The organism is Vibrio sp. Vb1018, from assembly GCF_033338775.1.
GTDB classification, from domain to species: domain Bacteria; phylum Pseudomonadota; class Gammaproteobacteria; order Enterobacterales; family Vibrionaceae; genus Vibrio; species Vibrio alginolyticus.
In genome coordinates, this window is record NZ_JAWOTI010000001.1 from 49,361 (window position 1) to 75,033 (window position 25,673).

The following is a 25,673-nucleotide window of genomic DNA, read 5'->3' on the forward strand; positions in this document are numbered from 1 at the left end:
TGGCAGCGTTTGTGCTTCTCGTTCTTTGTACCTGTTATAACAGGCACGTCCTTTGAATTGGTAATGTCGCCTCCCTCTGGGAGGCATTTTTTTATTGGCGCGAAAAACAATAGGACGTATGATCCCGCCACCTCTATCAAACTGGAATTTTTCAATTGAATCATCATCCTGTTCAAGGTGCGTCCTGGATGCTAACAGCTGGCTTGGCATTCGCCATAGTGAACAGCTTCGCCCAAATTGCTAGCATCAACTTTGGTGTCTCCTCTACCACATTTGCGTTATTCCAATATGCAATCGCCTTATTTGTTATTCTGCCCTACCTACGTACACTTGGGATTAGACGTTCTTTAAGAACCCAACACTTTGGCTGGCATGCATTCCGCATTTTTCTCTCTGTTATCGGGATTCAACTTTGGTTATGGGCTCTCGCTTACCCCGTTCCAATTTGGCAAGGCATTGCACTTCTCATGACCTCTCCGTTATTTGCCACAGTTGGTTCTGGCTTGTTACTCAAAGAGAAAGTAGGTACTGCACGCTGGTTAGCGACATTGACGGGGTTTGTTGGTGCCATGATCATTCTTGAGCCTTGGGCAGACTCATTTACATGGGCGACCCTGCTCCCTGTTGGCGCCGCATTTTTCTGGGCAGCGTATTCATTAATGGTTAAAAAAATGTCGGTAAACGATCCGCCTTCAACCATGGTTGTCTATTTATTGCTGCTGATAACACCATTTAATATCTTGTTAGCGATACCGACGTTTACTATGCCAGATACGTGGACGATATGGGGTGTGCTTTTAGCCGCAGGTGCACTTACAGCACTCGCTCAATGGGCAATCGTTAAAGCATATGCAGTAGCAGACGCCTCATTTGTGCAACCATTTGATCACGCCAAACTGCCTTTGAATGTTGTTGCTGGTTGGTTGGTGTTTGGTTGGGTGCCACCTGGTCGTTTATGGTTAGGTGCTGCGATTATTATTGCATCTATTGCGTTTATTACGCATTGGGAAGCGAAAAAGACAAAGTTAGTTGAAAGAAAAATCTAATTTAAAAGTTCTATATTTTCAGGAAAGGAAATGAGGAACCCATATGAGTCAACCAATCAAAATTACACTGTATCGCTGGGCTGGTAGTTGGGGCCCATTCAAAGTCAATATTCCTTGTGGTGAATGTACATTAACCAAGGATATTTTAAAGGATACTTTTGAAAACGAACTAGCCGATGTGCCCGTTGAACTTGAAGTAAAAGATTGGTTATCGCACTGGTGGGGACCATTAAAAGCTGGTGCTTGGCATGCACCCATTCTTCTTGTCGAAGGGAAAGTTATCAGCCAAGGAGAAGCATTGAATCGGGGTGTGCTTGTACAGTCTGTTATTGCTGAGTGGGTAAAACGCGATGAGCTAAAAGGCAACATTGTTTATGGTAAAGCAACTTGCCCTTACTGTGTCAAAGCCAAACAATTACTTGACGAGGCTGGCGTTCAGTATGAGTACCATGATGTAGTTAAAGACAGCGCCGCCTTATACCGCATGATTCCTGAAGTAAAAGCCATCATTGGCGAAAAAACACCGGTAACAGTGCCGCAAATCTGGTTAGATGGAAAATATATTGGAGGCGCTGACGATTTAGAAAAGTGGTTATCAGCAAAGGGGCTAGATAAAGTGCCTAACAATGTTGTGGAGATACCAAGCCAATCCGCGTAATTCTAGATTTAAATGTCATCAGTCTTTGAGTAGCGTTTTGCCAATGTTGTGCAATATGTTGGCTACTTACTAACAACAAAACAGAGAAAAGCAAAAAGCCCTGATTTTTCAATCAGGGCTTTTTAAATTATTTCGCCAGTTTTTTAATAACACGAGCAAAAACAGAAGCTTTTTTCTTCTTCGCTTTACCGTAAAGCGCTTTGTGCATCGCGTCTTTTGCAATCATCTGGCCAATATAAGCACCACCAAGTTCGTTACCCATGACCTTCTCCTGAATGTATTGACTTAACTATGTTGTAATTTTACACCACAATTAGATAAAAACAAGACTCCAGTCACATTTATTTTGTAATTAGCTTTCAGTTTGATTTTCGTGGATTTCTTGAAATGAGCGTCTATCGCTTAGGTTGTTGGTATGTTTTTCCCGCTGCGACGTACGTATCTTTCTGTTTGATTTCAAAGAATGTTTCAAAGAACCACGCAGCAAACTTGATCAAGTGATCGCCTTCATTCATGACGTGCTCTACGTATTCTTGCTCTTCTCCGGACTCATCTTCTTGAGTGGTAATATGGTAAATACGTTTCTCACCATCAACTTCTGCAAGGCCAAACTGACCCGTTAGGGATTGCGCCGCTTGTGCAACTTCTTCTTCCTCACACGCCTTCAAGATTTCAAGTGCCTTTGGCATGCTTTCTTGCTGAGTAATTTCTTTTACCAGTGTTTCAAATTCGTTTTGTTGCATTCTTTCACCTAACGATTAGAGATCGGATAGCCATTGGGCAGAAATGTATTCCAAGCTTGAGAGAAGTATCAAGGTTCGCCCTCTTCCTTTCAAACCAAGTCATTCAGTATACACAACAAGCCAGACTTAATTTAGCTGCGCATTTTAGAAAGCCGACCTTCTGGTTGCAAGTATATTCAGATGGAAGTTTCTGCTTGAACCGTCCCTTCTGGCACTTTACGAAATTGGCTTAGTACAAGAACAAAGCAAGAAAGTAACGCAATAAACAAATAAAACACCCCAAGCTGCTGCTGATTCGTAACCCATGAGTCTACTAAGTACCCACCAAACAAACCTGCTAAACACATTTGAATAGAACCAGATAGCGCAGAAACCGCGCCTGCCTGTTGCTTATGTGGTGAAAGTAGCAAACTGATCGATACTGGGAATGACATGCCTTGAGCAAAACTTAAACACGTGAATGCCGTCAGCAATGAAAATACACTGAAGGGGGTAACCAACAACATGAAGCCAGCAACAGCAACAATCGCGAAACTCATCAGCAAGATTTGCTGAGCTTTGTAACGAGCATTGATCAAGTTCAGCACTAAGCTACCCGTCAGCAAACCAACTGATGGCATGATCATCAAAGAGCCGTAATCTGCCGCCGTTAATCCTAACTCTTGTTGCATTAAAAATGGATACAAGGAGAGAGTAACCAGAGCCGATAAATAACTAAGCCAGTTGTAGCTCGCACTACCAATCACTTGTGTATTCGTTAACAGACGCAAATAGTTCGCGCTTACTTCGCCTACTTTAAATTTTCTCTTCGGATAAGGCAGCGTTTCTGGCAGCACCAATAAACCAAGTGTAAAAATTGCCATTAAGTAAATCAGTACAAACACGAAGACAGCATGCCAACTCAGGTGAAAAGCAATCCAGCCACCAAACAGCGGAGCAATAATTGGCATCACTGAAGCAGTGACTGAAATATAAGATAGCGCTTTGGTTAATTGCATACCGTCATAACTATCACGCAGTACTGACCGACCAAGTACCGAAGCGCTGCCCGCTCCTAGGCCTTGCAGTAACCGTCCCGCTTCAAGGGCAACAATGTTGTCCGAAAACGCGATGCAAATAACCGTACCAACTAGATATACACTTTGCCCCAGAATAAACACCGGCCGACGACCAATCGCATCAGACAATGGGCCGTAAAAAAGCTGAGAGATACCGAAGCCAACGAGAAATAGCGTGACGAGATTCTGAATCGAATGTTGCGGCAAATTCAAGTCATGACCAATCAACGGCAAAGAAGGAAGATAAATACTAACGCCAACTTGGCCTGTGGCAATGATCATCATCGCTAATAACAATGGTGTTTTACGCAAACGTTCCTCCTACTTTGTGACAGATTGATGGCAAACAGTGTATATTTGATACTCAAAGATGATAATCAGCTAAGTTGGAAAGGAATTAATTCCCAAGGAGATACAATGGACTGGATTCAAAGCGTGAAGAGTTATATTCGTGTGGTCGAAGAAGGTAGCTTTAATGCAGCAGCGCGGAAACTCAATACCACCAGCTCAGCTATCAGTAAGCGAGTTCAATGGCTAGAAGATAAAATTGGCGTTCAACTACTCAAACGTACGACCCGCTCAATTAGCCAAACTGAAGCTGGTGCGCTGTTTTATCAACGAGCAAAAAGTCAGCTTGATTCATGGCAATCGGTATTAGATGAAACTCGCTCAGTCAACCAATCACCAGCGGGGCTATTAAAAATTGGGGCAACGCTGGCCGTTGGTTCTAAATTTCTAGTTCATTATCTTGATGATTTTCTTGAGAAATATCCAGACATCACGCTTCAATTAACGACAACGCTACCAGGCCAATTGCCAGAGCTAAGCTTAGACCTGTTTATTAGCCGGGAATTAGAGCAACTGAACTCTCTGAGTTTCAAAGCCACTGCGCTTTTCGAACATAAAGCCCAGTTTTACGCTGCGCCTAGTTACCTAAAAAAATACGGCACCCCACAATGCGTTGAGGATCTGACAGAGCATAATGTCCTGATTTGGGGTGAAAAACCCTCACGAGAAATCAAAACAAATCGAGGTAAGCGTATCAACTTGTCCGGTAACTTTGCCACGACCAACCCAGAAGCGCTGTTTCATGGTGCCAAAAGAGGCATGGGTATTTTGATGACGAACAACGTCATGATCAAAGATGATCTCAAATCCGGCGCGTTAGTCCCTATCCTGTCCGAGATCACAGCGGATAAAGCTACTGTATATGCCTACTATCCAAAGCTGGATTATCAGCATACCCGAACTAAGCTATTCCTCGATTATCTCAAATCACGATTAGAAGAGGAAAAGCGCGCCTAGCTTAGCGTTTTTATCGCTATACCTTTAAAAAGTTCAAGCATAAAAACATGAAAATAATGATTTGTTCGTTCATAAAATTTGAAAAATCTGCCTTAGTAACCGATAGTTTATTTGATGCATATCAAATAATAATTCGTCGTGTCTTACACGATATGTTAATAACAACGCTAGGTGAAATGCTCGATGGGTCAGGTACAAATCAGTTTCCACAAAATTGATGAGATATTGAAGCTAAACGGCACGGCTCAGCTAAACCGAGTCACGCTAGATATTCATCAACACTTACAGAGCCATTGCACTTGCGTTGTAGAAGTTGCGCATCTTCAGCATTCGGCTCATACCATTTCCTTCGCCAGCAATGGAAAAATTACAGACAATCTAAGCTACCACCTTTCAGGCACCCCCTGTGAAAAAGTGGCGAAAGACATTGGCGAACATATTTTCTATCAAGACCAGGTATACAAGCGTTTTCCTGAAGATAAGATGTTTCAAGAAGATGGCATTCAAGCATACATTGGCCTGCCATTGAAGACACAAAATGGCGAAGTTCTGGGAATTTTACTGTCTACCTTTACCCGAAGCATCCACGCGAAAGAAGCGCAAGATATCCTCGACTTCCACCGATTTTATGCCAATGTCATTATTCATAGCTTACGTGAAAAGTGGGTCAGTGAACGTTCAGATAAGCTTCTTAATCAGCTTAGCTATGAGGTATCGCATGATAACCTAACTGGACTGCTCAACCGTAGCTGTTTAGCTGATACCTTGGAGACATTAACGCAGCAGGCGACTCGCCCATTCAGTTTGGCGTATCTTGATATCGATAATTTCAAATCGATCAATGATATCAACGGAAACTATATCGGCGACCAAATCATTAAGTTCACAGCTAACGCCATTCAACAGAGCTTGTCGTCGCCAAACAATGCGTTCCGTGTTGCAGGAGATGAATTCGCCTTCATCACGTACGACGAAGATCCTGTCGCCGTGTGTCAGGAAGTACTCGACAAAATTGAAAGCGGCTACAGCGACAAATCTAACCGGATTTCTTTCACCGTTAGTATTGGGATTGCGCGTGCCCCAGTACATATGTTGAACAGCGATGAGCTGATTTTGAATGCCAGTCTCGCTCTCAAAGATTGTAAAAAACACCGCGATACACGGATTCAGCATTACGACACACACCTTAGTGCTTTATACCACCGTAGGACGCAGCTTATTGAGGCAATGCGAATCCAGCTAAGTACTGATATACAAGACAGCGATGAGTTGTATGTAGTGGTTCAACCGATCGTCGATATCGCGAGCGACCGCTGGAATTACTTTGAAATTTTGACTCGTTGGAATAGCAATATCTATGGAAATATCTCTCCAGCGGAGTTCATTGAAGCTGCCGAACAATCAGGCCTGATTATCGAGTTAGGAGAACGGATTATTGAACTCGCGTGTATCGCAAAGCAAGAACTCGAAGCGAACCTAGGCTATAAAGTAAAACTCTCCATCAATTGCTCAGCGTATGAGCTGGTTGATTCCAACCGTTATATTAATCACTTAACCAACATGGTTGAAAAGTATCAGCACGAAGCAAAAGACTTTGTTATAGAGCTCACCGAGACCGTCTTACTCTCACAAAGTGGCCGTGAACAGATGGTACTTAACTCGTTGCGATACTTGGGTTTTAAAGTCGCACTGGATGATTTTGGTACGGGATACTCAAGCTTGAACTATATACACAATTATCCGATTGATAGCATCAAAATCGATGCTACCTTTGTGCAGAACATGCTCTCAAATACAACCTCTGAACAAGTAGTGTTTTTGATAGCACAATTGGCAGAGCTGCTTGATGTGGATTTGATTGCCGAAGGCGTAGAAGACGATAGAGCACTACAAAAGTTAATTGAAATGGGCTGCCACTACATCCAAGGTTATTTTTACTCTCGTCCACACAGTGTTGAAGAAATCGTACACCTGATAAATGAACGTGAAGTGCGGAGTGCCTAACGTACTGAACAAACTGCTGTCATAGAATTCAAATCTAGTTAATGCACAAAGTAAAAGAGACCAAGCTATGCTTAGTCTCTTTTTGTTTTTTAAGCGAAGTACTTTATTACAGCACTGCTTTCTCTTTATCGCGTAATAGTCTATCCATTTCATCTCTGTTCGCGACAAAAGTAGCCATCTCTTTCTTAGGAACAGAACTCGCCATTGGGATATTTGCTCGCATAGCGTTAACTGGACGGCCGTATTCAATCAACTCATAGTGAAGGTGTGGCCCAGTCACTCGACCTGTTTTACCAGAAAGACCGATACGCTGGCCTCGAGAAACCTTTTGCCCTTTCTTCACCAAAATCTTACTTAGGTGTAAGTAACGGGTTTTGTATTTGCTGCCGTGCTCAACAACCACGTAGTTACCCGCATAGGGGTGTTTACGAGTCATGATCACTGTACCATCACCAGTAGAAACGACTGGTGTACCGGTTGGTACAGCAAAGTCAGTGCCGTTGTGCGGCGCAACACGCCCCGTTACTGGATGTAAACGATTAGGGTTGAAGCCAGAACTGATACGCCAACGACTACTTACAGGGTAACGCTGGAATGCGCGCTGTAAGCTTTCACCTTTGGCATTGTAGAATTGACCATCAGTATGAAGGTAAGCGGTGATCTCGCGGCCGCGATTATAAATCTTAATCGCCTCAATTTCGTTCTTACCTGTTGGTACAACATTGATGCTTTGTGAGCGGCGAACAACTTCAAATCGATCACCTGCACGAAGATCACGTCCAAAGTTAAGTTGTTCTTTGAGTAAGCTTACGACTTGACTCACTTCCGCCGACGTTAAACCTAAACGACTCGCAGAAGAAGAAAAACTGCCTTGAATAACGCCAACTAAAGGTTCTTGGCTCCACACGCCAGGAATGGAAATATCAGTAAAGTCATAGCTACCATCACTATTCAGCTTGTAGACCACTTTATCTGCAATAGAAAATTGCAGTTCCATTTTCGCTAACTCGCCTGTCGCATCATCACGCCAGAAACGGAGCGTATTGCCCGGCTTAAGTGTATCAAGTGCCAAGTAGTTCAAATCCGTTTCCATTACTTTCATTAACGAGCTGTAACCGAAACCGAGCTGACTAAAAATAGTGCTTAGGTTGTCACCTGCTTGGATTTGATATTCGAAGTTCGGGGGAGTGACAACTTCGGCAGTTGTCGCATCAAGAATTTTTTCAACGACCTGAGATTCAGGTAGGTTCAATGCGATGGTTTTGGTTAAAGATGACTCTTTGAGAGAGTGAGAAACACCAATCGCAACTAAAACTGGCAAGGAGTATAACAGCAGCGCTCTACGACTTGTCAGATTCGGCAACCGTCTTGTAATTTCATTTGTAGACACGGGAATTACTATCTCCTTTCAAACAAGGCTCATAGCTTATGCATTCCCGAATAAGAAATCACTAGGAAATTTCGAGATCTAGCGCAGAAAATACTGAATTTTTACAGAACTCAAAAAAAATTCATCACTGTTGCATATGTAAGTTATTCCCTACACGCTGTAATGTGGATGAATTGAATTGATTTGGCTTGTCTGCCATTGCTTGATCGTCACCGTGCGCTAAATATGAAAGCGTGATAGTTGTATCACTTTTCCATTCGAGCTGAGTAAATTTCACGCGGTCACCAACAAAAATACTGTCTAAAAGTACAACTCGGCTCGGCACGGGGTCAAACTTGAACAAGCCAACATAGTTAAACGAACCGCTACCTTGTGTCGTTACAATCATCGGTGCAACAACCCATGAAACACCTTCAATCTCACGCTGACTAATCGACGCAGTTGGGACAAGTACCTGACCTTTTGTCGCACCTGCATCATAGTCACCTATCAAATAGCCGTTTTCTTTATCCCACTCATCAAGAAAAGTGACCGCACCCTGCTCGGGTACTTGGATCGTCCAAGGGTTACGTGCAGTGATCCCAAGCGTCTCTTGCACAATAACGTTAGTTTCTACTTCTGTTTGAGGAAACTTAGCCATGATCTCGTCATCAGACAAACTAAAACGATAAACACCTGCGATCACAACCACAACTAATAAAACGATTGGAATAAGTAGAATAAGTGGTATCGGCAGGATTTTTTTGTGAGTCATGAAGACTTCCTTGTTTCAAGGTATAAACGAAAAGCGAGTATACCATTGTATACCCAAATGATTTCACCTCTTCAAGTGTTTCAAAATTAAACTAAACTGATTGTATCCAAATAGTTTCAAGTCCAGAGCTCATAACGAGCTAGTGACACAAGCTCTGTGCTCTAGGTCTATTGGTGTATTGGGACAAATAGGTAATCACGATGACAAAAACCATTCATACATGCGAGTGCGCCTGCGGTTTAGTTGAGATCCGTTGTAAGGGAGAGCCCACCCACACGTCTGTCTGCCATTGCTTCGAATGCCAAAAACGAACTGGCAGTGTTTTTGGGGTACAAGCTCGCTTTGAAAAAGAGCACGTCACTTTAAACGGTGAAGTCACTAGCTATACCCGAATTGGCGATGATGGCAGTGAGGTTCAGTATGACTTTTGTCCATCCTGCGGCACGACAATGAGGTTGTTCGTTGCTGCATACCCAGAAATCATGATCATTCCCGTCGGTCTATTTACCAATAAAGAGTTCCACCAACCTACCGTTTCAGTCTATGAACAAATGAAACACGGGTGGGTGAGTTTCGAATGCACAACGGAACACATCTGCTAGCGGGCAATCCACGTTCACGTATTTACTTTGGCTCGGACAAACACCCTATAAGTGAGATTTTTTTGAGAATGATCAATCGAGTTTTACTGTAAAGGGTTTCGTAACTCGGTGTGAGCGTTATAATCGGCTCCTAATATTTGGTGGGGGTTTATTGTGATTTCCAGACTTCCTCGTTGGGTGGAATATGGCGCGTTTCTACTAGCTCTTCTCGCGGGCTGCGTCAACGCCGTTGGTCTTCTCGGCTTTCAACACCAAGCGATAACTCATCTTTCGGGAACCGTAACTCAGCTAGGGAACAGCTTGCTAACAGGTGTGGAGAGCTCCATTCACCTGCTCTTCATCGTATTTAGCTTTTTGATTGGCGCTGCCTTTAGCGGCTTTTTTATTGAAAGCAGTGCGTTAAAACTAGGGCGAAGATATGGTGTTGCACTGTGCATAGAAGGGAGCTTGCTCTTACTCAGCTTGGGCTTTTTGGTGCAAGGGGATTTGTACGGCCAATATCTAGCATCAGCAGCATGTGGATTACAAAACGCAATGATCACCACGTTTAGCGGCGCAGTAGTCAGAACCACACATATGACCGGAATCATCACCGATCTAGGGATTATGATTGGAGAAAGCTTGAGAGGTCGTCAATTTGACCGACGTAAAGCAAAATTATTCCTATTCATTTTCTTTGGCTTTTTGTTTGGCGGCGTCGCGGGAGCGGCTCTATTTACGGTATATGGTTTATATACGCTGGTTTTCCCAGCAATATTGGCTTTTTCTACGGCTCTGATTTACTGGAGTTACCTATACATACTTAGCCGTCAACAAAAAGCATAAAATTTCGATCCGATTGAAGCGACATGCTTCAATCGGATTTGGCTCAATAGGTTCACACTGCAACGGTACAAGAAACGCTGAACGGTATTTTGACACCACTAAAAACCTTAGAATAGATAAGGCTAACTGAATTTCTGGCTAAGAAGTTAGTCAGATCAAAATCACATTTGTTTACCATTTTATTATTCCAGTCACAATGCGCCCCATAATTCACTGCGCAATTCGCCTCTCGTGCTACAATTTTCTAACACAAGCAACATATTCGCATACACTTAGACGTTATTTGACCAATTACCCGACAAATCGGCTGAATAACTAGATGTATTTAATGAATAGTATTGCAATGGATGCAGTTTGCGGGTACCCTCCGCAAAACTGTGATTAAATACGGATGTTTAGTGAATATTTATGTCATGGAAATGGCAAGTATTGACTAGTAGTAACACGAGACAACTATGCATAACACCACTAATGCTACTGAAGCTCCTAAGGGCAACTTTTGGATGTTTTTCATCCCTTCCCTAATTGGTCTTCTACTCTTTATGGCTCCGATCTCTTACGATGGCGGCCTAACCATTCCCGTTGCCGTGATGGCAAAAGTCATCCCAGCGGTGTTAGGCGATACCTTGATTGCTATCGTCACCAGTATCATCGCTTTCATGGCCGTTGCTTCTGTTCTTTGCAAAATTTTTAAGCCAGCTGCAATTTTACGTAATGGTTTTTTAAACGGTCTCTTCAACCCATCTCCACTTTGGCTCGTTGTTCGTTTAATCGGCGGCGCTGCCGTGTTAATGACGTTCTTTCAAGTGGGTCCAAAAGCAATTTGGGAAGAGAACACTGGCGGGCTTGTTCTTACTGGTCTCCTACCTACTCTGTTTGCCGTTTTCATTTTCGCGGGTTTACTGCTTCCGCTTCTTTTGAACTTCGGTCTTCTGGAGCTATTTGGTGCGTTACTCAGTAAAATAATGCGTCCGGTATTCAACCTACCTGGCCGCAGTGCAATTGACTGTATGGCATCTTGGTTAGGCGACGGAAGTGTTGGTATCTTGCTAACCAGCAAGCAATACGAAAATAAGTTCTATACTCAGCGTGAAGCGGCTGTTGTCGGGACCACTTTCTCAGCAGTATCGATCACGTTTAGCTTAGTTGTTATCGCTCAGGTAAAACTAGAGCACTTATTTTTGCCTTTCTACGGCGCTATCTGTCTAGCTGGTATCGTAGCCGCGATTATCATTCCTCGCCTGCCTCCGCTTAGTCTGAAGAAAGATCGCTACATTGACGGCAGCAACCCAGATAAAGACGCAGATGCAGTGCCAGAAGGCCACACCACATTCTCTTGGGGTATGGATCTAGCTCTTAAGCGTGCTGGTCAAGTCACATCGGTTCAGTCTGTATTTAAAGAAGGCGTACACAACGCAGTCGACATGGTATTTGGCGTATTACCTGTAGTGATGGGGCTTGGTACCGTTGCACTAGTGATTGCAGAATACACGCCTGTATTTGCAATTCTGGGTCAACCGTTTATCCCATACCTAGAGCTACTGCAAGTCCCTGAAGCTGTTGCAGCATCACAGACAATCGTTGTTGGCTTTGCGGATATGTTTATTCCAGCAATTTTAGCGGCCTCAATCGATAACGAAATGACACGTTTTGTTATTGCAGCAATGTCAGTAACTCAGCTTATCTACATGTCGGAAGTAGGTGCCCTACTGTTAGGCAGCAAAATTCCAGTAAACATTGTAGAGCTCTTCGTAATTTTCATTTTACGTACGTTAATCACGTTACCTGTGATTGCTGGCGTTGCTCATCTTATTTTCTAAAATCGAGACGTCAATTAACAAAGGCTCCGCATCGTCGGGGCCTTTTTTATACCTAAAACTCCGTCCACATTAGGCTTTTAGTAAAAAGCTCATAATTTACAAAGACAAAACTTCAACAAAACACCTGTCAGCACCAACAAAATTTTCATCACCTCACCTGTAAAGCCAGTTGATGCCACTGTTTGTTAAGCAATTCTTTTCATTATGACGATTTCATTAATTGAGATCGCAAACATGATCACACTCACAAGTTTTAACGTAAATTGTCGGTTTGTTTAAATTTAGTTAAAAAAGACGGCAAATGAGTTCATGTTTTTGACAAAGATGTCGATAAAAATATAACCAAACACAATAGGTTTCTCTTTATGCCCAATTCGCTCGGTTTAAAAGAGGCGAAAGCAAAGTGGAACCAACCGGGAGAATCAGAGGAAAGCTCATGAAATTCAGACATAAGGTTGTCACAGCCTCTTCATTTTTGCTGCTAATTACCGTGTCGTTATTGTCGACACAACAAGTTATGACCATCCGCTCCCAAACTCAGGAGCAAATCGACTCAAGTGTAAACGAGATATTGACCAGTGTTGGTAACACTGTGCAATCAGAAATGAATGCAAAGAAGGATCTCGCTCGCTCCATTACTGAAGTGATTGAGCTTGACCCCAGTTCACATAGCTATGTTCAAAACATACTTGAAAGACCCACGCCAAAAAGCAGCTTCCTTGCCATCGGTTTTGGTTATGAAAGTAATGGCTTTGTGATTGAAAATGACGACGGCTGGGATGCGGGTCCAGACTACGACCCACGTCAGCGTCCTTGGTTTATTGCAGCTAAGAGCAAAGGCGATTTGGTCGTAACCGATCCGTACGTCGATGCGTCTTCGAAAAACGTTATCATCTCTGTTGGTACGCCAGTAAAAGAAAATGGCCAGTTTTTAGCCGGTATGTTTTATGACCTCGAATTAACTACCCTTTCTGATCTCGTCAACCAAGTGAATCTGTTTGATGCTGGTTACTTATTTTTGGTCACCGCTGATGGCACAACCATTGCTCACCCTCAAAGTAAATACAACGGTGAGAAAGTCGGTAGCTACCTCCCACAAATCGAACTTACGCAATCAGCACAACATGTTGAGATTGATGGCAACCGCTACATGGTTAACCTGACTCACATTCCTGGCGAGAACTGGTACGTAGGTTCGGTGATCGATGAAGCTGTTGCCTATTCTGCCGTAGGAGAGCTTCGTAACAACGCTATTATTTATTCAATCATTGCCGTGATTGCATCTATTATCGCCCTAACTCTGTTGATTCGCACTCTCATGCGTCCTTTGGACACGCTAAACAATGCGATTAAAGATGTAGCATCAGGGAAAGGCGACCTTACACAACGCCTCGAAACAGATACTGACCAAGAGTTTTCTGAGCTTGCCACAAACTTCAATACGTTCATGGAGAACTTACAACAGCAAATCATTGAGTCGAAACGTATTTCTGATCAAATTTTAAACGGAACTCAAATCACCGCTGAGGGCGCAAAAGACTCGGCAGGCGCAATTCACACTCAGCTGCAAGAGCTAGAACAACTTGCTACCGCGATGCATGAGATGTCTGTCACCGCGACAGAGGTTGCTAATAATGCGCAAGGTGCGGCAAGTGCAGCTAAAGAAGCCGACCAAGCAACGGTTGAGGGGTCTTCTATCGTTGGTGAATCGACACAAACGATAAACATGCTTTCCGATAGCATTGACCTTGCAGTCGAAGAAGTACAAGTGTTGGAATCTGCTACCGCCAATATCGAAACGATTCTAAAAGTCATCAACGATATTGCGGACCAAACAAACTTACTCGCGTTGAATGCCGCAATCGAGGCTGCACGTGCGGGAGAATCTGGCCGAGGCTTCGCCGTTGTTGCAGATGAAGTACGTACACTGGCACAACGTACTCAAGAGTCGACAACAGAGATTCGTACTATGATTGAGCAACTACAATCTGGCGCTTCATCTGTGGCAAATGCCATGCATCAAAGCAAAGGTAGTGCTATAGAGGCCGTTGAAAAAGCGGGTTTGGCAAATAGTGCGTTACAACGCATTCGTGATGCGATTCAGCGTATTTCCGATATGAACTTGCAAATTGCCTCAGCGGCGGAAGAGCAAAGTCTTGTCGCTGAAGAGATCAACAACAATACGGTGAATATTAAAGACCTATCGACTCAAGTCGCCGAATCGGCAAATCGAACCAACGACGCGATGCAGGCGCAACAAGAAGATGTACATAAACAAGATCAAATCTTAAATAGATTTACTGTCTAACACTCATCTAAGCAAAAACAGCGAGCACCGGCTCGCTGTTTTTGTTTTTAACCCTCTACCCTAGTATTGGTCGATGTTACATGTGCCATGTTGTTGCTATTAAGCTCAACATTACAAGAACGCCGACTATGTACCCTTTCAAGTTTAATTGAACTCGACATGGATATAGCGATCATTAGAACGACGATAATAACGGTCGTCCACTTTTAGATAAGTGAAATCTCCAATCTTTATGTAGGTACTATTCCGAGGAATTCGGTCATGGTAATAGTAACTGCGCCTTGGTCGTCGGGTCTCCACATAAATAACGTCACGATGTTTGTGTTTATGCTTGCGCTTGTGTTTATGATGGTGGTGATGCGCATGATGGTGATCGTACCGATGTCCATGCTTATGCTTCGGGTCAGCCACCGCTTCTGTACTCAACACACCTAAAGACAACATAACGCCAACCATGGCAAAAGATAATTGCTTTGACACAACAGAGCCTCTTATTCATATCAACATCGATATAATAGAAGGGTGAATCACTGTACATGTCAGCCTTTCGCTAAGGAGTTTTACTAAAAAGTCAGCGCTAACCGTGATTATCAGAGAAACGTCAAACACCACAAATGCTGATGACTTCGAGTGGCCTGGGTTCGGCTATGAATACAAAAAAGCCGCCCGTTTGACTACGAGCGGCTCAGTTTTTAAATAAGCTAGCGTGATTTTATACTGCTTGGGCAAACAGCAAGAAACAGCCGAATAGGAAGATCATGCTCATTCCCATTGCGCCGCCACCAGCTTCATAAATATTGTCATCTTCTACCGGCACTCGGCGCACTTTCATGGTCATTGATAATGGAACAAAGACCGCGAGAAACACAAGAATAATCCCCGCGTAGCTAAGAATAGCTAGGAAGTGTTCTGGCGCAAATACAGCACCTAATAGTGGTAGCACAAAAGTAGTAACAAAAATCACTGGCCTACTTGCTTTCAGTAGGTCTGCATTTTGATCGTATAGCGCCATTGCAACACCTAAGAACGACGTTAGTAGTGCCAAACCAGTAAACATGGATAGGATGAACTCTAAGCCCTCGTATTGCTGACCTAGTACCGATATCAACTCTGTTACGTTGGAGTATTGAACAAGCTCATGAGGTGGTAGGTTGCCGACAACCGCTAACAACCATAATAGGTAACAAACAAGCGGAATAGTTGAGCCCACGATAATCATATTACGCAGCTGTATTTTACTCGCTTCTTTGTTGTAAGTTACAAGCGATGGGATCACGACCATAAAACCGAAACTGGTGAAAAGCACCGAACTGGTTTTGATAAGTGCCATTTTATCGTCGCTCACAACCTCATCAAGTCCTTCAAACGAGACGCTTGGTGCAAGCGCAAAAAGTGTCAGGATCAGCGCTACGATCATGCCTAGGAACAAACCGCGATTCAGCTTATCTACTACCCCTGTACCTGCCGAAACAATGATACCAACTAAAAGAGTAAAACCGACTTGGCTTGAGATCGTAGATGTTGGAAGCCCAATTGAGGCTGTTACTTTTTGTACGAGATCACCCGCACCAATGATGTAAGCCATTAATAGACAAACTAACAGGGCGTAAAGCAAGCTGTTGGTTACCAACTGGCCTCCTTTACCAAGCGTTTCGCGAGCAATTGCATTCATGCTCACACCACCACCTACTTTGCAACTGGCTTCAAGAAGGAGCAGCGCAGCATAAGTCGTTCCAGCCCAGATGAACAACATAAGAAGAGTGCCCCAAAGGAGGCCAAATTGAGCAAGCACCATTGGTATAGCAAGCATACCAGCGCCAAGAGCAGTACCTGCAACGATCAGGGAGCTGCCGACAAGTTTTAGGTTCACGGTTAATACCTCTAAATTCAATCCGTTAATTTCTCGCCAGTTGTGCTTTATCTAAAGCACACAACAAAACGCTCCGACTTAGTCAAAATTTGGTTACAAGAGCACTATGTTACAAGAGCCCTGTATGGCTAAGAAAACACGCAACAAAAGGTAGTTAATCATTTGCACATGAACACTTGAGAGTCGTTTTTGGCGATGTCATCGCTGATGAAATGTGCGCAACTTTGGGTTCGAAGCAAAATTGTTCATCTTAATTCATCAACCCCATTCGTTATGAATGGATTTGGTTCGAAAAGATTGTAAGGCATAAGCAGGACGATTGAAAAGCAAAAGGTCAATCTTATAGCGATATATTTTAACAACTCTTATCTTTTACCTAAGATGTGTTGTTTTTTTCGTCACTAATTAGTCTTTTATCGCTAAAAGAGAAGGAAGAACGTGCTCAATGGCTCAATTTGGCTGGGTGTACAGATTAATTTACAGTTTAAGTGAAGGTGTTAGATTCCAAGGACGTAGCCTAGATCGGACAATATCGCTATTATTCGCTGCGTACCGACACTGTTCGGTTCACATACCTCTAAACACTGATTTACGGTTCGAAAATATAGGTAAATGAGTGTCCGAATGCTGGGTGTGGTTCCCCAGCATTTGCATCCTTTCTTTTAGATGTCATCAATTGATCGAAATTGCATAAATCTTGTATCGCCCGACTTTACGATTGTGTTAATACGCTTTATCTAGCGCGCCAATGATATAAGTTAACACTGGAATACCCATATCGGCGACCTGCTTCTCAGTCTCACTCATGTTTTCATGCGCCATCCGCAGCTCTACTTCACTTATCGATTCTTTGTGAAGGTAAAGCTCTTTGTAGTTCATCAATCGCTGTTGTGACTGTTGAATCAGTGTCACAACATTCTCTTTAGTCTCACGATGTTGCTGATCAATTTCACTAAATAAATGATCTAAAATGCGTTGCATTTTGCGAATAGAAGCTTTCGTTTCTATTGATTTGTATGATTGATACTTTTCCATTGAGTTAATAACTGACTAAAATATTTACGTTTTATAAGACAGTTATTTTTATACTGATTGCAAAGCAGGTAAATATGTGGTGGTTAAACTGGTCCACTTCTTGCTCCGTTTAGGTCAAAACTGTCCTTTCAGGAGAGCACATGCAGGTAGACCCTATAATTCAAGCACTGATTGCAAGACGAAAATCGAATGGCCTCTCCCGTGAGCAAATGGCAAACATCGCTGGAATGAGCGTAAAAACATATCAAAGGATCGAGCGCGGAGAGTCCGATCTTAAACTCTCACAATATCGTGCCATATTGCGTTCGCTTCATTTGACTGACCTAGATATTGCTTTAGATGTACGTGATGTTCAGCATGTCACAGCAAATGACTTAACGGCCGTGGCGCGATTGCTCTCACCGGAAGCTCAGTCCCTGCTCGTTCGCCTGTTATCGTTAATCCTTGAACAAAAGAACAAGAAAGGTGATTAACGACATTACTCATACCCAAACGATGAATGCCCTGTTGAGCGTTGAAACATGAATCGTTTAGACAAAAATAAAACTCGTCAAATGACGAGTTTTATTCTTTATATCAGTCCGTTACTCTAGGCTTTTCAATTCCGATGTATCAACGCCTTTTATCGCATCTTTCGCCACTTTATCAGGATCAAAGACATCACGTTCTTCATATGAATTATCAATCATGCCTTGTCCTATCGCGGTCGCCTGCTTTTGTAACTTGTTACCCTCTACCTCACCAGCATCCCAGCCTTGCCGATAATCTGAGTCGGTTTGATACCTTGTTTCGTCCTTAATATAGTGTTCAAAATCATTCCCTGCCTCTTGCATACCACTATGCCGACCGTCATGAAAGCCTTGAATATAAGCTTCATCATAACCGCTCTCTTTTAACGCGCTGTCACTCGTACCACAGCCTGAGAGGAGAACAAAAAATAGCGAAACGAATACCTTATGAAACATATTTAGGCCTCAAAGCTTTCAAATAAATTAATCATAGTTCGCGATTTCAACTTCTGCTTACTTCAGGCTATTAGATAGCATTGTGACTCGACGAAGCCTGTGAACTTGAGTCCCTACAGTGAGTACAAAGCTGGACAAAGCATCACACCTACTGATAAACATTATACTCAACGCGCGTTTAATACTTCCATCGCAAGTGCTTCATCATCTTGCTCAGCCAAACCACTGATACCAATTGCACCGACGATTTTCCCCTCTTGTTCTATAGGCACACCACCCATAAAGCCTGTGATCTTCGGGTCAGTCCAATAACTCAACTGCTTACCCGTCTCACGAGCCCAAGCACCCAGATTGCCGCTAGGCTGACGGTCTCTAGCCGAGGTGTAAGCTTTGTTCTGTGCCAACAAACCTGCTTGCACACTCACATCATCCATTCGGGCAAAACCGAGCAATTCTCCATGTGTATCAACCACGGCAACCGCAATGTTTTGCTTGCGAGCAGTCGCAATTTCCAATGCCGTTTGAATCAGAGTTTGAACTTGTACGTATTTCATTTTTCTCTCCTACGGGATCTCATGACCAAGGGTTTTCTCGAACAAGCCATACCAATGGCTACGTGATAGCGTGACGTTCTCTACTTGAGCACAAGCGCGAATACGCTGTGGGTTTGCAGTCCCAATAACAGGCTGAATTTGGTTTGGATGACGCGTCAAGAAGGCTAAAACAATCGCCTCTGACGGCACGTCATATTCAGCTGCCAGCGCCATCACCATCTCCGACGTCTGTCTGGTGTTGTGATCATCAGAATGTAAGCCACGCTCTGAGAATCTTCCTTGCGCCATACTGCCCCACGCTTGCAGTTGGATATTGTGCTTACGGGCATGCTCCAGTGTTCCTACAACGTAGTCAGATGCAGACGAAGGAAGCCCCATGCCTTGCTTTATGAAGTCAGACTTAGCCAGACTCATTTCCAGCTGGTTCGCCACAATAACTTCGCCCGTTGCTTGTTGAAGAAGATCAATTTGAGCACTGTTCATGTTAGAAACACCGAAGTGGTTAACTTTGCCAGCTTGTTTCAGTGCTTGGAGCGCTGTGCCCAGTTCTTCAAATTCAACCAGAGGATCAGGACGATGCAGCATCAAAACATCAAGGTTTTCCACGCCAAGGCGCTCAAGAATGCCCTCAACAGAAGCCGTCACCCATTTGGCAGAGAAGTCATACTGCTTAACACCTTGCTCATCTCCTAGACGGATGCCGCACTTGGATTGCAGATAAATTCGCTCTCGTAAGGTTGAGTCATTGGCTAAGATGCACCCAAACACTTCTTCTGCCTTACCGAATTTGTAGATATCCGCATGATCAAAGAGATTGATGCCCACCTCTAATACTACCTCTACAGCGGCATAAGCTTGGTTTTCATCTTGGGCGGTTAATGGGTTGCGATTCCACTCCCCTCCAAGCCCCATGCAGCCGAAGACCAAGCGGCTAACGTTAGGTAAGGTTTTGGCGAGCGGTAGTGTTGGATTGTTCATCGTTATTCTCACTTTTCCGATTTCTGCATCTTCAATTTCTTAAGTTAACTCTAACCATCTTACCGTTCGTAAAAATTAGTTTAATACCGTAAAATCGAATTCATTATCCTCGTTACCGAACAATTAAAGCGAACAATAAAGACGAGCAATCAAGATGGCAGATTATAAGAGAATCGAAAAACTGATGCTGTTTGCCGAAGTGGCTCAAACACTTAACTTTTCTAGGGCAGCGGAGCAACTTGGCATTTCTAAAAGTTACCTGTCAGAACAAATCAAGCGATTGGAATCGGAACTCGCCACGCCTTTGATTGTTCGAACTACACGCAGCGTGAGATTGACGGCAGAAGGTGAATCGATCTTTGCACAAGCGGAAGATCTCAAACGCCGCGTAATGGAAATGGAAAAGAGTTTAAGTCAGCGATCTGAACAAATAGACGGTCTGATTCGTCTTACCGCTCCCAAGATGTTTGCTGAAGCGGTGCTGCATGATTTGTGCGTAGCGTTTCGCGCTTTACATCCAAACGTAGAGTTCGAGATCCTTTCTAGCTATCAAGCGTTTAATCTGACAGAAACCAGCGTTGATTTTGCGTTTCGAGCGACAAGAACGCCGCCAGAGAATATGATTGCTCATCACCTTTTGGACTACCACCACTGGCTGGTTGCCTCTCCTCAGTATCTGCAAGAAGAAGGTACGCCGGAGACATTAGATGATTTACAAGAGCATCAATGCTTAACCACATTGCATCAAAAAGAGTGGCCGTTAAAAACGGGAACAGTTCAAACCCAAGGTTGGCTTTCAAGCAATGAAAACCGCTTACTCAAAGAATCAGCCCTGTCTGGCAATGGCATTGCTCGGTTAGCAAGTTACTTTGTCGAACAAGACGTTGAGCACGGCCGTCTAGTGCAGGTTCTATCGGAAGAAACTGACCACCAGCACAACGCGGTTTACTTGGTGTACCCACAACTTATCTATCAATCAGCGAAAACCAGAGCCTTCATTGAATTCGTGAAGCAGCACTTTGCTATATAACTAAGGCAGTTAATCCGCAGACCACACCGAGCGAATATCTGGCCAACCCCAGTTAGTAAGAGCGACGTCTTCTAACACACCTTGGAAGCGCAAAGTTTGTGTATGGTGGAACATAGGTGCAATCCAGTATTCGCTGATCAACGTCGATGCAATTGGCTCCAATGCATTAAGGTAGTCCTCAAGTGGAACGAAAGATCTGACTCTCTGTAGTTGTTCATCTAACCATTGTGCGTTCTTCTCTCCCAAAGTGTGGAATAGCACAGCGTTGCTGAAGAAGTTCGTGAACGCTGAGGCATGACGATTATCATCTAGGTTTATGTTCGTCACGACCATCGTCTCATTTAGCTCACCATTCTTAGCTTTCTCGTTCAGCTCACGATAGGAATACATAACAATTTCTACTTTACTGCCAACACTCACCAAACGATTAGAAATAGCCCGCGCACAGCGACGCAACGCGGTATAGTTATATCCGGCTATCGTAATGTGTTTAGGTAACTTAAGCGGCTCACTGAACGGACGGAGCACTGGCTTCCAACCTGGTAGCAGGTTATAAGCGGGTATACTCCCAAATACAATATTCTCGCGGCGCATCACTTCGGCCAAGTGCTCAGGTTGAATTAGCTCACTAATATAACGGCGCTGCGCTAAAGAGAGTTTGTGCTTAGCGTGCTGATTAAATAAGGCGAATAAGCAACCATCTTCTATTCGACTACGCTTGCTCGCCGATGAGTTTTCTCGGTTTTGCGTCGACATATAGTGTCCACACAAATCCTCCTCGGGCGAAGCATCCCTTTGCAACGTATTTGCTGCCAATGACGGGTTCTCCATCTGCTCGTCATTAACAATCCAGATAGTCACCAAATCCGTTAGAACTCTACATGCGTAGTAACCATTAAATGCTTGCAGTTTTAAACGACTTTCATTGTGCTCGACAACAGAGAATGGGCCACTTCCGACCACCAGCTTGTTATTCGCTACGTTAACTTGGCTTACTGGTTGAATGCCGTATTTCACCCCAGAAATAAGTCCAGCAAAGCCCAAGTCAGCTCGATTAAGCTTAAAAACAACTTTCAGTGGCGTTGGCGCAGTAATGTTAGCAACATGTGCCAACTCTTTTTCGTAGTACTGTAGTGAACTCAACTTTGCAAACAAGCTAACCACTGTTTCTGCATCAATGGAATTACCATTATGAAAAGTCAGACCTGGACGAAGGTAGAAAGTCCATTCGTAGGTGTCTTCGTCATAACGCCAGTGATGTGCGAGTTCTGGTTGCACTTTCCCATTGTTATCACTCGAAACTAAGCAACAATAGATTTGCCTTAATAAGAAACGTTCGCTGCTACGCTGAAGTTGATGTGGAACGACGCGCTCAAACATTCGCTTATAGGTTAATTGAATATTGAGCTGTCCTTCTTGCACAGAAGCACCAGACGTTGTTTTTAACAAACGGCCAAATGCCAGTTCGTCTTCATCTAATATCGCCAGCGCTTTTTCATACTTGCCTAACTTGATACGTTCAAGAGCCAAGCTCTCTTTTAAAACGTCTAACTCCATATTCAGAATGAGAGTCGATCGTTGGTTCCGCCCAGCTTTCGGATGCCAGCTCAACCACGCCTTCTGCTGCATTTGCGTTAGCAGGCTACGAGCATGCCGAGAAGAAGTGAACATTATGTCGGCAATGTCCTGTAACGTGGTTTTTGTTTCATCACCAACGCTAAACGAGAGTAATCGTTGGTAATAGCGAAACAAATTGAGATCAGACACTGAATCAACCTTAGATCTGTGAAGTTTGTGGATAGGAATAGTTTACTTAAGTTGGCGGTAATAAAATAAGAAAACTTCCTAATTATCTGTTCCCCTTTTCCACAATTAACCTCCAAATTCGGCTTTAAAGCCCCATATATTTACGTTATTAGGAAAAAAGCCAACAAAAGCACTCTCTTTTTTATATCCCCTTTTATACACATAATTTACTCGTCAGCTAAAGGAGGAAAAAATGAAGAAGCCAATGATGGCGTACTTTTTTCAGCAACGCCTAGCTCAATCGAGTAATAAAATAGAAGTGATGACTCTGGTTTATCTTAACGATATGTTCCAGTGGTCATAGCCTAACCTCAAGCAGAACTTAGCTCCTGATACTACACCCCCACTTCGTTGTATCTTAAGTTCTGCTTTTTCATCTTTTGCACTCTACTACCTTATTGCAGGTTACTAAAAGTTAACTAGTTGAAACACCGCAAAACAGAGTCTACATTGAAGTCTCATCCCCCAATCGCTTTGTTGAGAAAGGGGCATTCATGGATATACACCACCAATTCGGGAGTCAATATGGCAACTTCAGTGAAACTTAAAGCGGGCGACAGCTTCCCTCATCTTCAAGCCACTTTGCTAGATGGTTCAAGCGTAACATTGGGTCAGCCGCAAGGTGATGCGACTTGGCAAGCAGTATTCGTTTATCGTGGTAAACACTGCCCTCTTTGTACTAAGTACCTCAACGAGCTTGAGAGTTACAAACAGGCTTTCTCTGATGCTGGCGTCGATATTCTTGCCGTTTCTGGCGATTCAAAAGCACAGCTAGAGGGGCATCTAGAGAAACTCGAAATCAGCTTCCCTATCGCTTACGGCCTGACCGAAGAACAAATGAAAACGCTAGGCTTGTATGTATCTATTCCTCGATCTGAACAGGAAACCGATCATAATTTCGCAGAACCAGGTCTGTTTGTGGTGAATGAACACGGCGACTTACACGTGGTGGATATTTCAAACAACCCGTTTGTTCGCCCTGAGCTTGGCGCACTATCACGCGGATTGGCATGGATTCGCGATCCAAACAATAACTACCCTATCCGTGGCACATTGGATTACTAATATCTTCTACACCCAAGTAAACTTTCTATCCTTAAATAAGCTAGGATTCTTGCCTCAGTGAGAATAACTTGGAATGCATATCAGATCCGTGAGATCTGATATGTATCAACAAGTTGGAAATAGAGTCCTTGTTCATTATACAACGCCTTGATGAAAAACAAGATCAGTGAAGCTCAGGCTCCCCTCAAACGACGTTAAGTATTTACTTCTAAGTCACTTTCACGATAAATACATGAAATTAAGACTAAAAACTTAGACTTAACGGATATATAAATCATAACGGTACCTACACAAGTAGTTGGCTAGCGATTATTATCCTATTGCAACTCAAAATTGTGCAATTCTAATAATTCATACCATAAATGAAAACATAGATACCGTAAGAGACAAAATAAAAGCAAACGATTAAATTACCAATAAAACACCGTTCAATTAAAATAAAAAACATTTCACTTTATAAAAATGTAATTAATCGTTATTTGCAATCACACATCTTAATTGAGAAATACAGTATGAATAAAATCTCTTTGCTTTATATGGCCGTTTGTATCGGATTAGTTGGATGCGGTTCAGGAGGAAGCGACAACGATCCAGCAAAAGATATACATCCCACCATTTCAAATCCGGAACAAGTCAACGCAATGACGGTGGACAAAGGTCATTTCTATTGTTCTGTAAACCAACAAAAACTGGAACACGGAGGGACATCTGCAACTATGTCCTACCTGATTGAAAAGAAAAGAAATTCTACGGTTGTCGACGATTATGAATGTACCGAATACGGTTTAAAGAAAGGTGAGTCAATTATCGTCACTAAAAGTGCAATTGAAAACTTTTCATACTCAAAACATTATAAAAGCACGAAGAAGAATGACATTAATAGGTTTAAAATCATCTACCCTACAGGGCTTACGACTCCGATTAATAAAGATTATGAAAAAATTACGATCACGTATAATACGGAGAGACCTGACGTTAACATTAAGATAATTCAATATTTTGACGAAAAGTCTAAATTATATACCATCAAAAAATATGAAAGCCACGTTAACGACAACTCACCAATAGGTTTAGTTGAGAAAGAGGAATTCGATAAATATTCCGATTTTGAAAAGAAACTGGAATTAAATAGTGCTTTTTTAAATTCAACTGAAGTGAGTGATTTATTCTACAACTTATTAAGTATGATAAAATAATAACTAAAAATCAAAAACTTAAAAAGTACGATTATGCTCAAGTAGCTTCGATATGCCTGACTCGAAAGAGTACGTTGTTTTACGAAACAAATTACGATTTGAATGAAGCACATCTAAGTTACTTGGGTATAAACGGCGATGTATTGTTAATCAGCTTTCAAAAGAGAGTGACGTTTGCGATTAACTACTTTGGTCTTAACGAAGCTCAATTTGATGCTTTTCAGACCAAATTCGCAAATCATCAAGAATCTTAAGTGCGGTACGGCCGAACTCTGTTAGTTCATAGCTGACTGCAATTGGGCGGTCGCTGATCACTTTACGCACCACCATACCTTCCGCTTCTAGCTCTTTAAGACGTTGGTCGATCATCTTTTTACTTGCACCGCCTAGCATGCGTGCTAAGTCATTGAAACGAACTGGGCCGTCTTTCAAATGATAAATCAGAGAACCTTTCCATTTACCACCAATTAAACGCATCCCTTTCTCGATAGCACATGGCTCCGCACATACGTTCGCCACTGACTTACGACCTTTGCTATCTACACTGATTCTGCTTTCCACAATACACCTCAAGATACGCACCTAATCTAGGTAACGAAAAGTAAGCTAGATACATTTAGTGCTTTAGAGTAATAAAAACGTCACCTCGCCGCAAACAAAT

At 43.0% G+C, this 25,673-nt stretch carries 25 protein-coding genes; 12 read left to right on the forward strand and 13 right to left on the reverse strand.

Annotated features, from left to right (window positions below; translation table 11 throughout):
* Positions 1 to 188 precede the first annotated feature (188 nt).
* A complete protein-coding gene (locus R7Z10_RS00185) occupies positions 189 to 1,046 on the forward strand; it encodes a DMT family transporter (protein ID WP_005375542.1) in 858 nt (285 codons plus the stop codon).
* A gap of 43 nt (positions 1,047 to 1,089) precedes the next feature.
* On the forward strand, positions 1,090 to 1,704 hold the full coding sequence (locus R7Z10_RS00190) for a glutaredoxin (RefSeq protein ID WP_258480905.1): 615 nt from the start codon (positions 1,090 to 1,092) through the stop codon (positions 1,702 to 1,704).
* A gap of 127 nt (positions 1,705 to 1,831) precedes the next feature.
* Here the strand turns inward: R7Z10_RS00190 and R7Z10_RS00195 are convergent, their stop codons facing one another.
* The 3 genes from R7Z10_RS00195 to R7Z10_RS00205 form a co-directional block, all read right to left on the reverse strand.
* The gene (locus R7Z10_RS00195) at positions 1,832 to 1,966 is read right to left on the reverse strand and encodes a hypothetical protein (RefSeq protein ID WP_017635854.1); all 135 of its coding nucleotides are present in this window, start codon (positions 1,964 to 1,966) and stop codon (positions 1,832 to 1,834) included.
* 133 nt (positions 1,967 to 2,099) lie between these two features.
* Positions 2,100 to 2,447: a hypothetical protein gene (locus R7Z10_RS00200; protein WP_005375501.1), complete on the reverse strand. Its 348-nt coding sequence runs from the start codon at positions 2,445 to 2,447 to the stop codon at positions 2,100 to 2,102.
* A 176-nt stretch (positions 2,448 to 2,623) separates the two neighbouring features.
* Complete coding sequence (locus tag R7Z10_RS00205; protein WP_318103603.1) at positions 2,624 to 3,817, reverse strand: multidrug effflux MFS transporter; 1,194 nt, start codon at positions 3,815 to 3,817, stop codon at positions 2,624 to 2,626.
* A 105-nt stretch (positions 3,818 to 3,922) separates the two neighbouring features.
* On the opposite strand from R7Z10_RS00205, the gene R7Z10_RS00210 reads away from it, so the two are divergent.
* Entirely contained in the window at positions 3,923 to 4,810 is an 888-nt protein-coding gene (locus R7Z10_RS00210) for a LysR family transcriptional regulator (RefSeq protein ID WP_318103606.1), read from the forward strand.
* A 183-nt stretch (positions 4,811 to 4,993) separates the two neighbouring features.
* Positions 4,994 to 6,814, forward strand: coding sequence for a bifunctional diguanylate cyclase/phosphodiesterase (locus R7Z10_RS00215; protein ID WP_054577108.1), 1,821 nt, complete (start codon positions 4,994 to 4,996; stop codon positions 6,812 to 6,814).
* A gap of 106 nt (positions 6,815 to 6,920) precedes the next feature.
* Here R7Z10_RS00215 and R7Z10_RS00220 read toward each other — a convergent pair whose 3' ends face one another.
* A complete protein-coding gene (locus tag R7Z10_RS00220) occupies positions 6,921 to 8,204 on the reverse strand; it encodes a peptidoglycan DD-metalloendopeptidase family protein (protein WP_318103609.1) in 1,284 nt (427 codons plus the stop codon).
* Between the two features lie 124 nt (positions 8,205 to 8,328).
* A complete protein-coding gene (locus tag R7Z10_RS00225; protein ID WP_130545860.1) occupies positions 8,329 to 8,958 on the reverse strand; it encodes a hypothetical protein in 630 nt (209 codons plus the stop codon).
* 200 nt (positions 8,959 to 9,158) lie between these two features.
* On the opposite strand from R7Z10_RS00225, the gene R7Z10_RS00230 reads away from it, so the two are divergent.
* The 4 genes from R7Z10_RS00230 (at position 9,159) to R7Z10_RS00245 (ending at position 14,513) form a co-directional block, all read left to right on the forward strand.
* Positions 9,159 to 9,560 carry a GFA family protein gene (locus R7Z10_RS00230; protein WP_053350495.1) on the forward strand — a complete coding sequence of 134 codons (402 nt, stop codon included), beginning with the start codon at positions 9,159 to 9,161 and terminating at the stop codon, positions 9,558 to 9,560.
* Positions 9,561 to 9,713: 153 nt separating this feature from the next.
* Complete coding sequence (locus R7Z10_RS00235) at positions 9,714 to 10,385, forward strand: YoaK family protein (RefSeq protein ID WP_047101645.1); 672 nt, start codon at positions 9,714 to 9,716, stop codon at positions 10,383 to 10,385.
* Between the two features lie 455 nt (positions 10,386 to 10,840).
* The gene (locus R7Z10_RS00240) at positions 10,841 to 12,205 is read left to right on the forward strand and encodes a YjiH family protein (RefSeq protein ID WP_017635848.1); all 1,365 of its coding nucleotides are present in this window, start codon (positions 10,841 to 10,843) and stop codon (positions 12,203 to 12,205) included.
* Positions 12,206 to 12,641: 436 nt separating this feature from the next.
* On the forward strand, positions 12,642 to 14,513 hold the full coding sequence (locus tag R7Z10_RS00245; RefSeq protein ID WP_017821611.1) for a methyl-accepting chemotaxis protein: 1,872 nt from the start codon (positions 12,642 to 12,644) through the stop codon (positions 14,511 to 14,513).
* Between the two features lie 144 nt (positions 14,514 to 14,657).
* Here R7Z10_RS00245 and R7Z10_RS00250 read toward each other — a convergent pair whose 3' ends face one another.
* From R7Z10_RS00250 to R7Z10_RS00260, 3 genes are all read right to left on the reverse strand, one after another.
* Positions 14,658 to 14,993: a hypothetical protein gene (locus R7Z10_RS00250; RefSeq protein ID WP_080996217.1), complete on the reverse strand. Its 336-nt coding sequence runs from the start codon at positions 14,991 to 14,993 to the stop codon at positions 14,658 to 14,660.
* Between the two features lie 232 nt (positions 14,994 to 15,225).
* Positions 15,226 to 16,383, reverse strand: a complete 1,158-nt coding sequence (locus tag R7Z10_RS00255) for an amino acid permease (RefSeq protein ID WP_054577106.1) — start codon at positions 16,381 to 16,383, stop codon at positions 15,226 to 15,228.
* 723 nt (positions 16,384 to 17,106) lie between these two features.
* Positions 17,107 to 17,418 carry a hypothetical protein gene (locus R7Z10_RS00260; protein WP_005375472.1) on the reverse strand — a complete coding sequence of 104 codons (312 nt, stop codon included), beginning with the start codon at positions 17,416 to 17,418 and terminating at the stop codon, positions 17,107 to 17,109.
* A 140-nt stretch (positions 17,419 to 17,558) separates the two neighbouring features.
* Here R7Z10_RS00260 and R7Z10_RS00265 point away from each other — a divergent pair, with 140 nt between their 5' ends.
* Positions 17,559 to 17,891: a helix-turn-helix transcriptional regulator gene (locus R7Z10_RS00265; RefSeq protein WP_005375470.1), complete on the forward strand. Its 333-nt coding sequence runs from the start codon at positions 17,559 to 17,561 to the stop codon at positions 17,889 to 17,891.
* A gap of 111 nt (positions 17,892 to 18,002) precedes the next feature.
* On the opposite strand, the gene R7Z10_RS00270 is transcribed toward R7Z10_RS00265, so the two are convergent.
* From R7Z10_RS00270 to R7Z10_RS00280, 3 genes are all read right to left on the reverse strand, one after another.
* Positions 18,003 to 18,383, reverse strand: coding sequence for a hypothetical protein (locus tag R7Z10_RS00270; RefSeq protein ID WP_005375467.1), 381 nt, complete (start codon positions 18,381 to 18,383; stop codon positions 18,003 to 18,005).
* Positions 18,384 to 18,550: 167 nt separating this feature from the next.
* Complete coding sequence (locus R7Z10_RS00275) at positions 18,551 to 18,937, reverse strand: heme-binding protein (RefSeq protein WP_042521512.1); 387 nt, start codon at positions 18,935 to 18,937, stop codon at positions 18,551 to 18,553.
* A 9-nt stretch (positions 18,938 to 18,946) separates the two neighbouring features.
* Positions 18,947 to 19,915, reverse strand: coding sequence for an aldo/keto reductase (locus R7Z10_RS00280; protein ID WP_318103613.1), 969 nt, complete (start codon positions 19,913 to 19,915; stop codon positions 18,947 to 18,949).
* A 154-nt stretch (positions 19,916 to 20,069) separates the two neighbouring features.
* On the opposite strand from R7Z10_RS00280, the gene R7Z10_RS00285 reads away from it, so the two are divergent.
* Positions 20,070 to 20,945 carry a LysR family transcriptional regulator gene (locus R7Z10_RS00285; RefSeq protein WP_017635840.1) on the forward strand — a complete coding sequence of 292 codons (876 nt, stop codon included), beginning with the start codon at positions 20,070 to 20,072 and terminating at the stop codon, positions 20,943 to 20,945.
* Positions 20,946 to 20,954: 9 nt separating this feature from the next.
* Here the strand turns inward: R7Z10_RS00285 and R7Z10_RS00290 are convergent, their stop codons facing one another.
* Positions 20,955 to 22,712, reverse strand: coding sequence for an SgrR family transcriptional regulator (locus R7Z10_RS00290; protein ID WP_017635839.1), 1,758 nt, complete (start codon positions 22,710 to 22,712; stop codon positions 20,955 to 20,957).
* 564 nt (positions 22,713 to 23,276) lie between these two features.
* Here R7Z10_RS00290 and R7Z10_RS00295 point away from each other — a divergent pair.
* Positions 23,277 to 23,816, forward strand: coding sequence for a redoxin domain-containing protein (locus R7Z10_RS00295; RefSeq protein WP_318103615.1), 540 nt, complete (start codon positions 23,277 to 23,279; stop codon positions 23,814 to 23,816).
* Positions 23,817 to 24,328: 512 nt separating this feature from the next.
* A complete protein-coding gene (locus tag R7Z10_RS00300; RefSeq protein WP_017821619.1) occupies positions 24,329 to 25,012 on the forward strand; it encodes a hypothetical protein in 684 nt (227 codons plus the stop codon).
* Positions 25,013 to 25,207: 195 nt separating this feature from the next.
* Here R7Z10_RS00300 and R7Z10_RS00305 read toward each other — a convergent pair whose 3' ends face one another.
* Positions 25,208 to 25,573: a helix-turn-helix domain-containing protein gene (locus R7Z10_RS00305; protein ID WP_005375456.1), complete on the reverse strand. Its 366-nt coding sequence runs from the start codon at positions 25,571 to 25,573 to the stop codon at positions 25,208 to 25,210.
* Positions 25,574 to 25,673 lie beyond the last annotated feature (100 nt).

Excerpts from the sequence above, each read along its gene's own strand:
- R7Z10_RS00265 (WP_005375470.1), top strand. The coding sequence starts at position 17,559 with ATGCAGGTAGACCCTATAATTCAAGCACTGATTGCAAGACGAAAATCG.
- R7Z10_RS00295 (WP_318103615.1), top strand. The coding sequence starts at position 23,277 with ATGGCAACTTCAGTGAAACTTAAAGCGGGCGACAGCTTCCCTCATCTT.
- R7Z10_RS00300 (WP_017821619.1), top strand. The coding sequence starts at position 24,329 with ATGAATAAAATCTCTTTGCTTTATATGGCCGTTTGTATCGGATTAGTT.
- R7Z10_RS00260 (WP_005375472.1), bottom strand. The coding sequence starts at position 17,418 with ATGGAAAAGTATCAATCATACAAATCAATAGAAACGAAAGCTTCTATT.
- R7Z10_RS00285 (WP_017635840.1), top strand. The coding sequence starts at position 20,070 with ATGGCAGATTATAAGAGAATCGAAAAACTGATGCTGTTTGCCGAAGTG.
- R7Z10_RS00200 (WP_005375501.1), bottom strand. The coding sequence starts at position 2,447 with ATGCAACAAAACGAATTTGAAACACTGGTAAAAGAAATTACTCAGCAA.
- R7Z10_RS00275 (WP_042521512.1), bottom strand. The coding sequence starts at position 18,937 with ATGAAATACGTACAAGTTCAAACTCTGATTCAAACGGCATTGGAAATT.
- R7Z10_RS00190 (WP_258480905.1), top strand. The coding sequence starts at position 1,090 with ATGAGTCAACCAATCAAAATTACACTGTATCGCTGGGCTGGTAGTTGG.
- R7Z10_RS00245 (WP_017821611.1), top strand. The coding sequence starts at position 12,642 with ATGAAATTCAGACATAAGGTTGTCACAGCCTCTTCATTTTTGCTGCTA.
- R7Z10_RS00230 (WP_053350495.1), top strand. The coding sequence starts at position 9,159 with ATGACAAAAACCATTCATACATGCGAGTGCGCCTGCGGTTTAGTTGAG.
- R7Z10_RS00280 (WP_318103613.1), bottom strand. The coding sequence starts at position 19,915 with ATGAACAATCCAACACTACCGCTCGCCAAAACCTTACCTAACGTTAGC.
- R7Z10_RS00215 (WP_054577108.1), top strand. The coding sequence starts at position 4,994 with ATGGGTCAGGTACAAATCAGTTTCCACAAAATTGATGAGATATTGAAG.
- R7Z10_RS00195 (WP_017635854.1), bottom strand. The coding sequence starts at position 1,966 with ATGGGTAACGAACTTGGTGGTGCTTATATTGGCCAGATGATTGCAAAA.
- R7Z10_RS00225 (WP_130545860.1), bottom strand. The coding sequence starts at position 8,958 with ATGACTCACAAAAAAATCCTGCCGATACCACTTATTCTACTTATTCCA.
- R7Z10_RS00270 (WP_005375467.1), bottom strand. The coding sequence starts at position 18,383 with ATGTTTCATAAGGTATTCGTTTCGCTATTTTTTGTTCTCCTCTCAGGC.
- R7Z10_RS00210 (WP_318103606.1), top strand. The coding sequence starts at position 3,923 with ATGGACTGGATTCAAAGCGTGAAGAGTTATATTCGTGTGGTCGAAGAA.
- R7Z10_RS00240 (WP_017635848.1), top strand. The coding sequence starts at position 10,841 with ATGCATAACACCACTAATGCTACTGAAGCTCCTAAGGGCAACTTTTGG.
- R7Z10_RS00185 (WP_005375542.1), top strand. The coding sequence starts at position 189 with ATGCTAACAGCTGGCTTGGCATTCGCCATAGTGAACAGCTTCGCCCAA.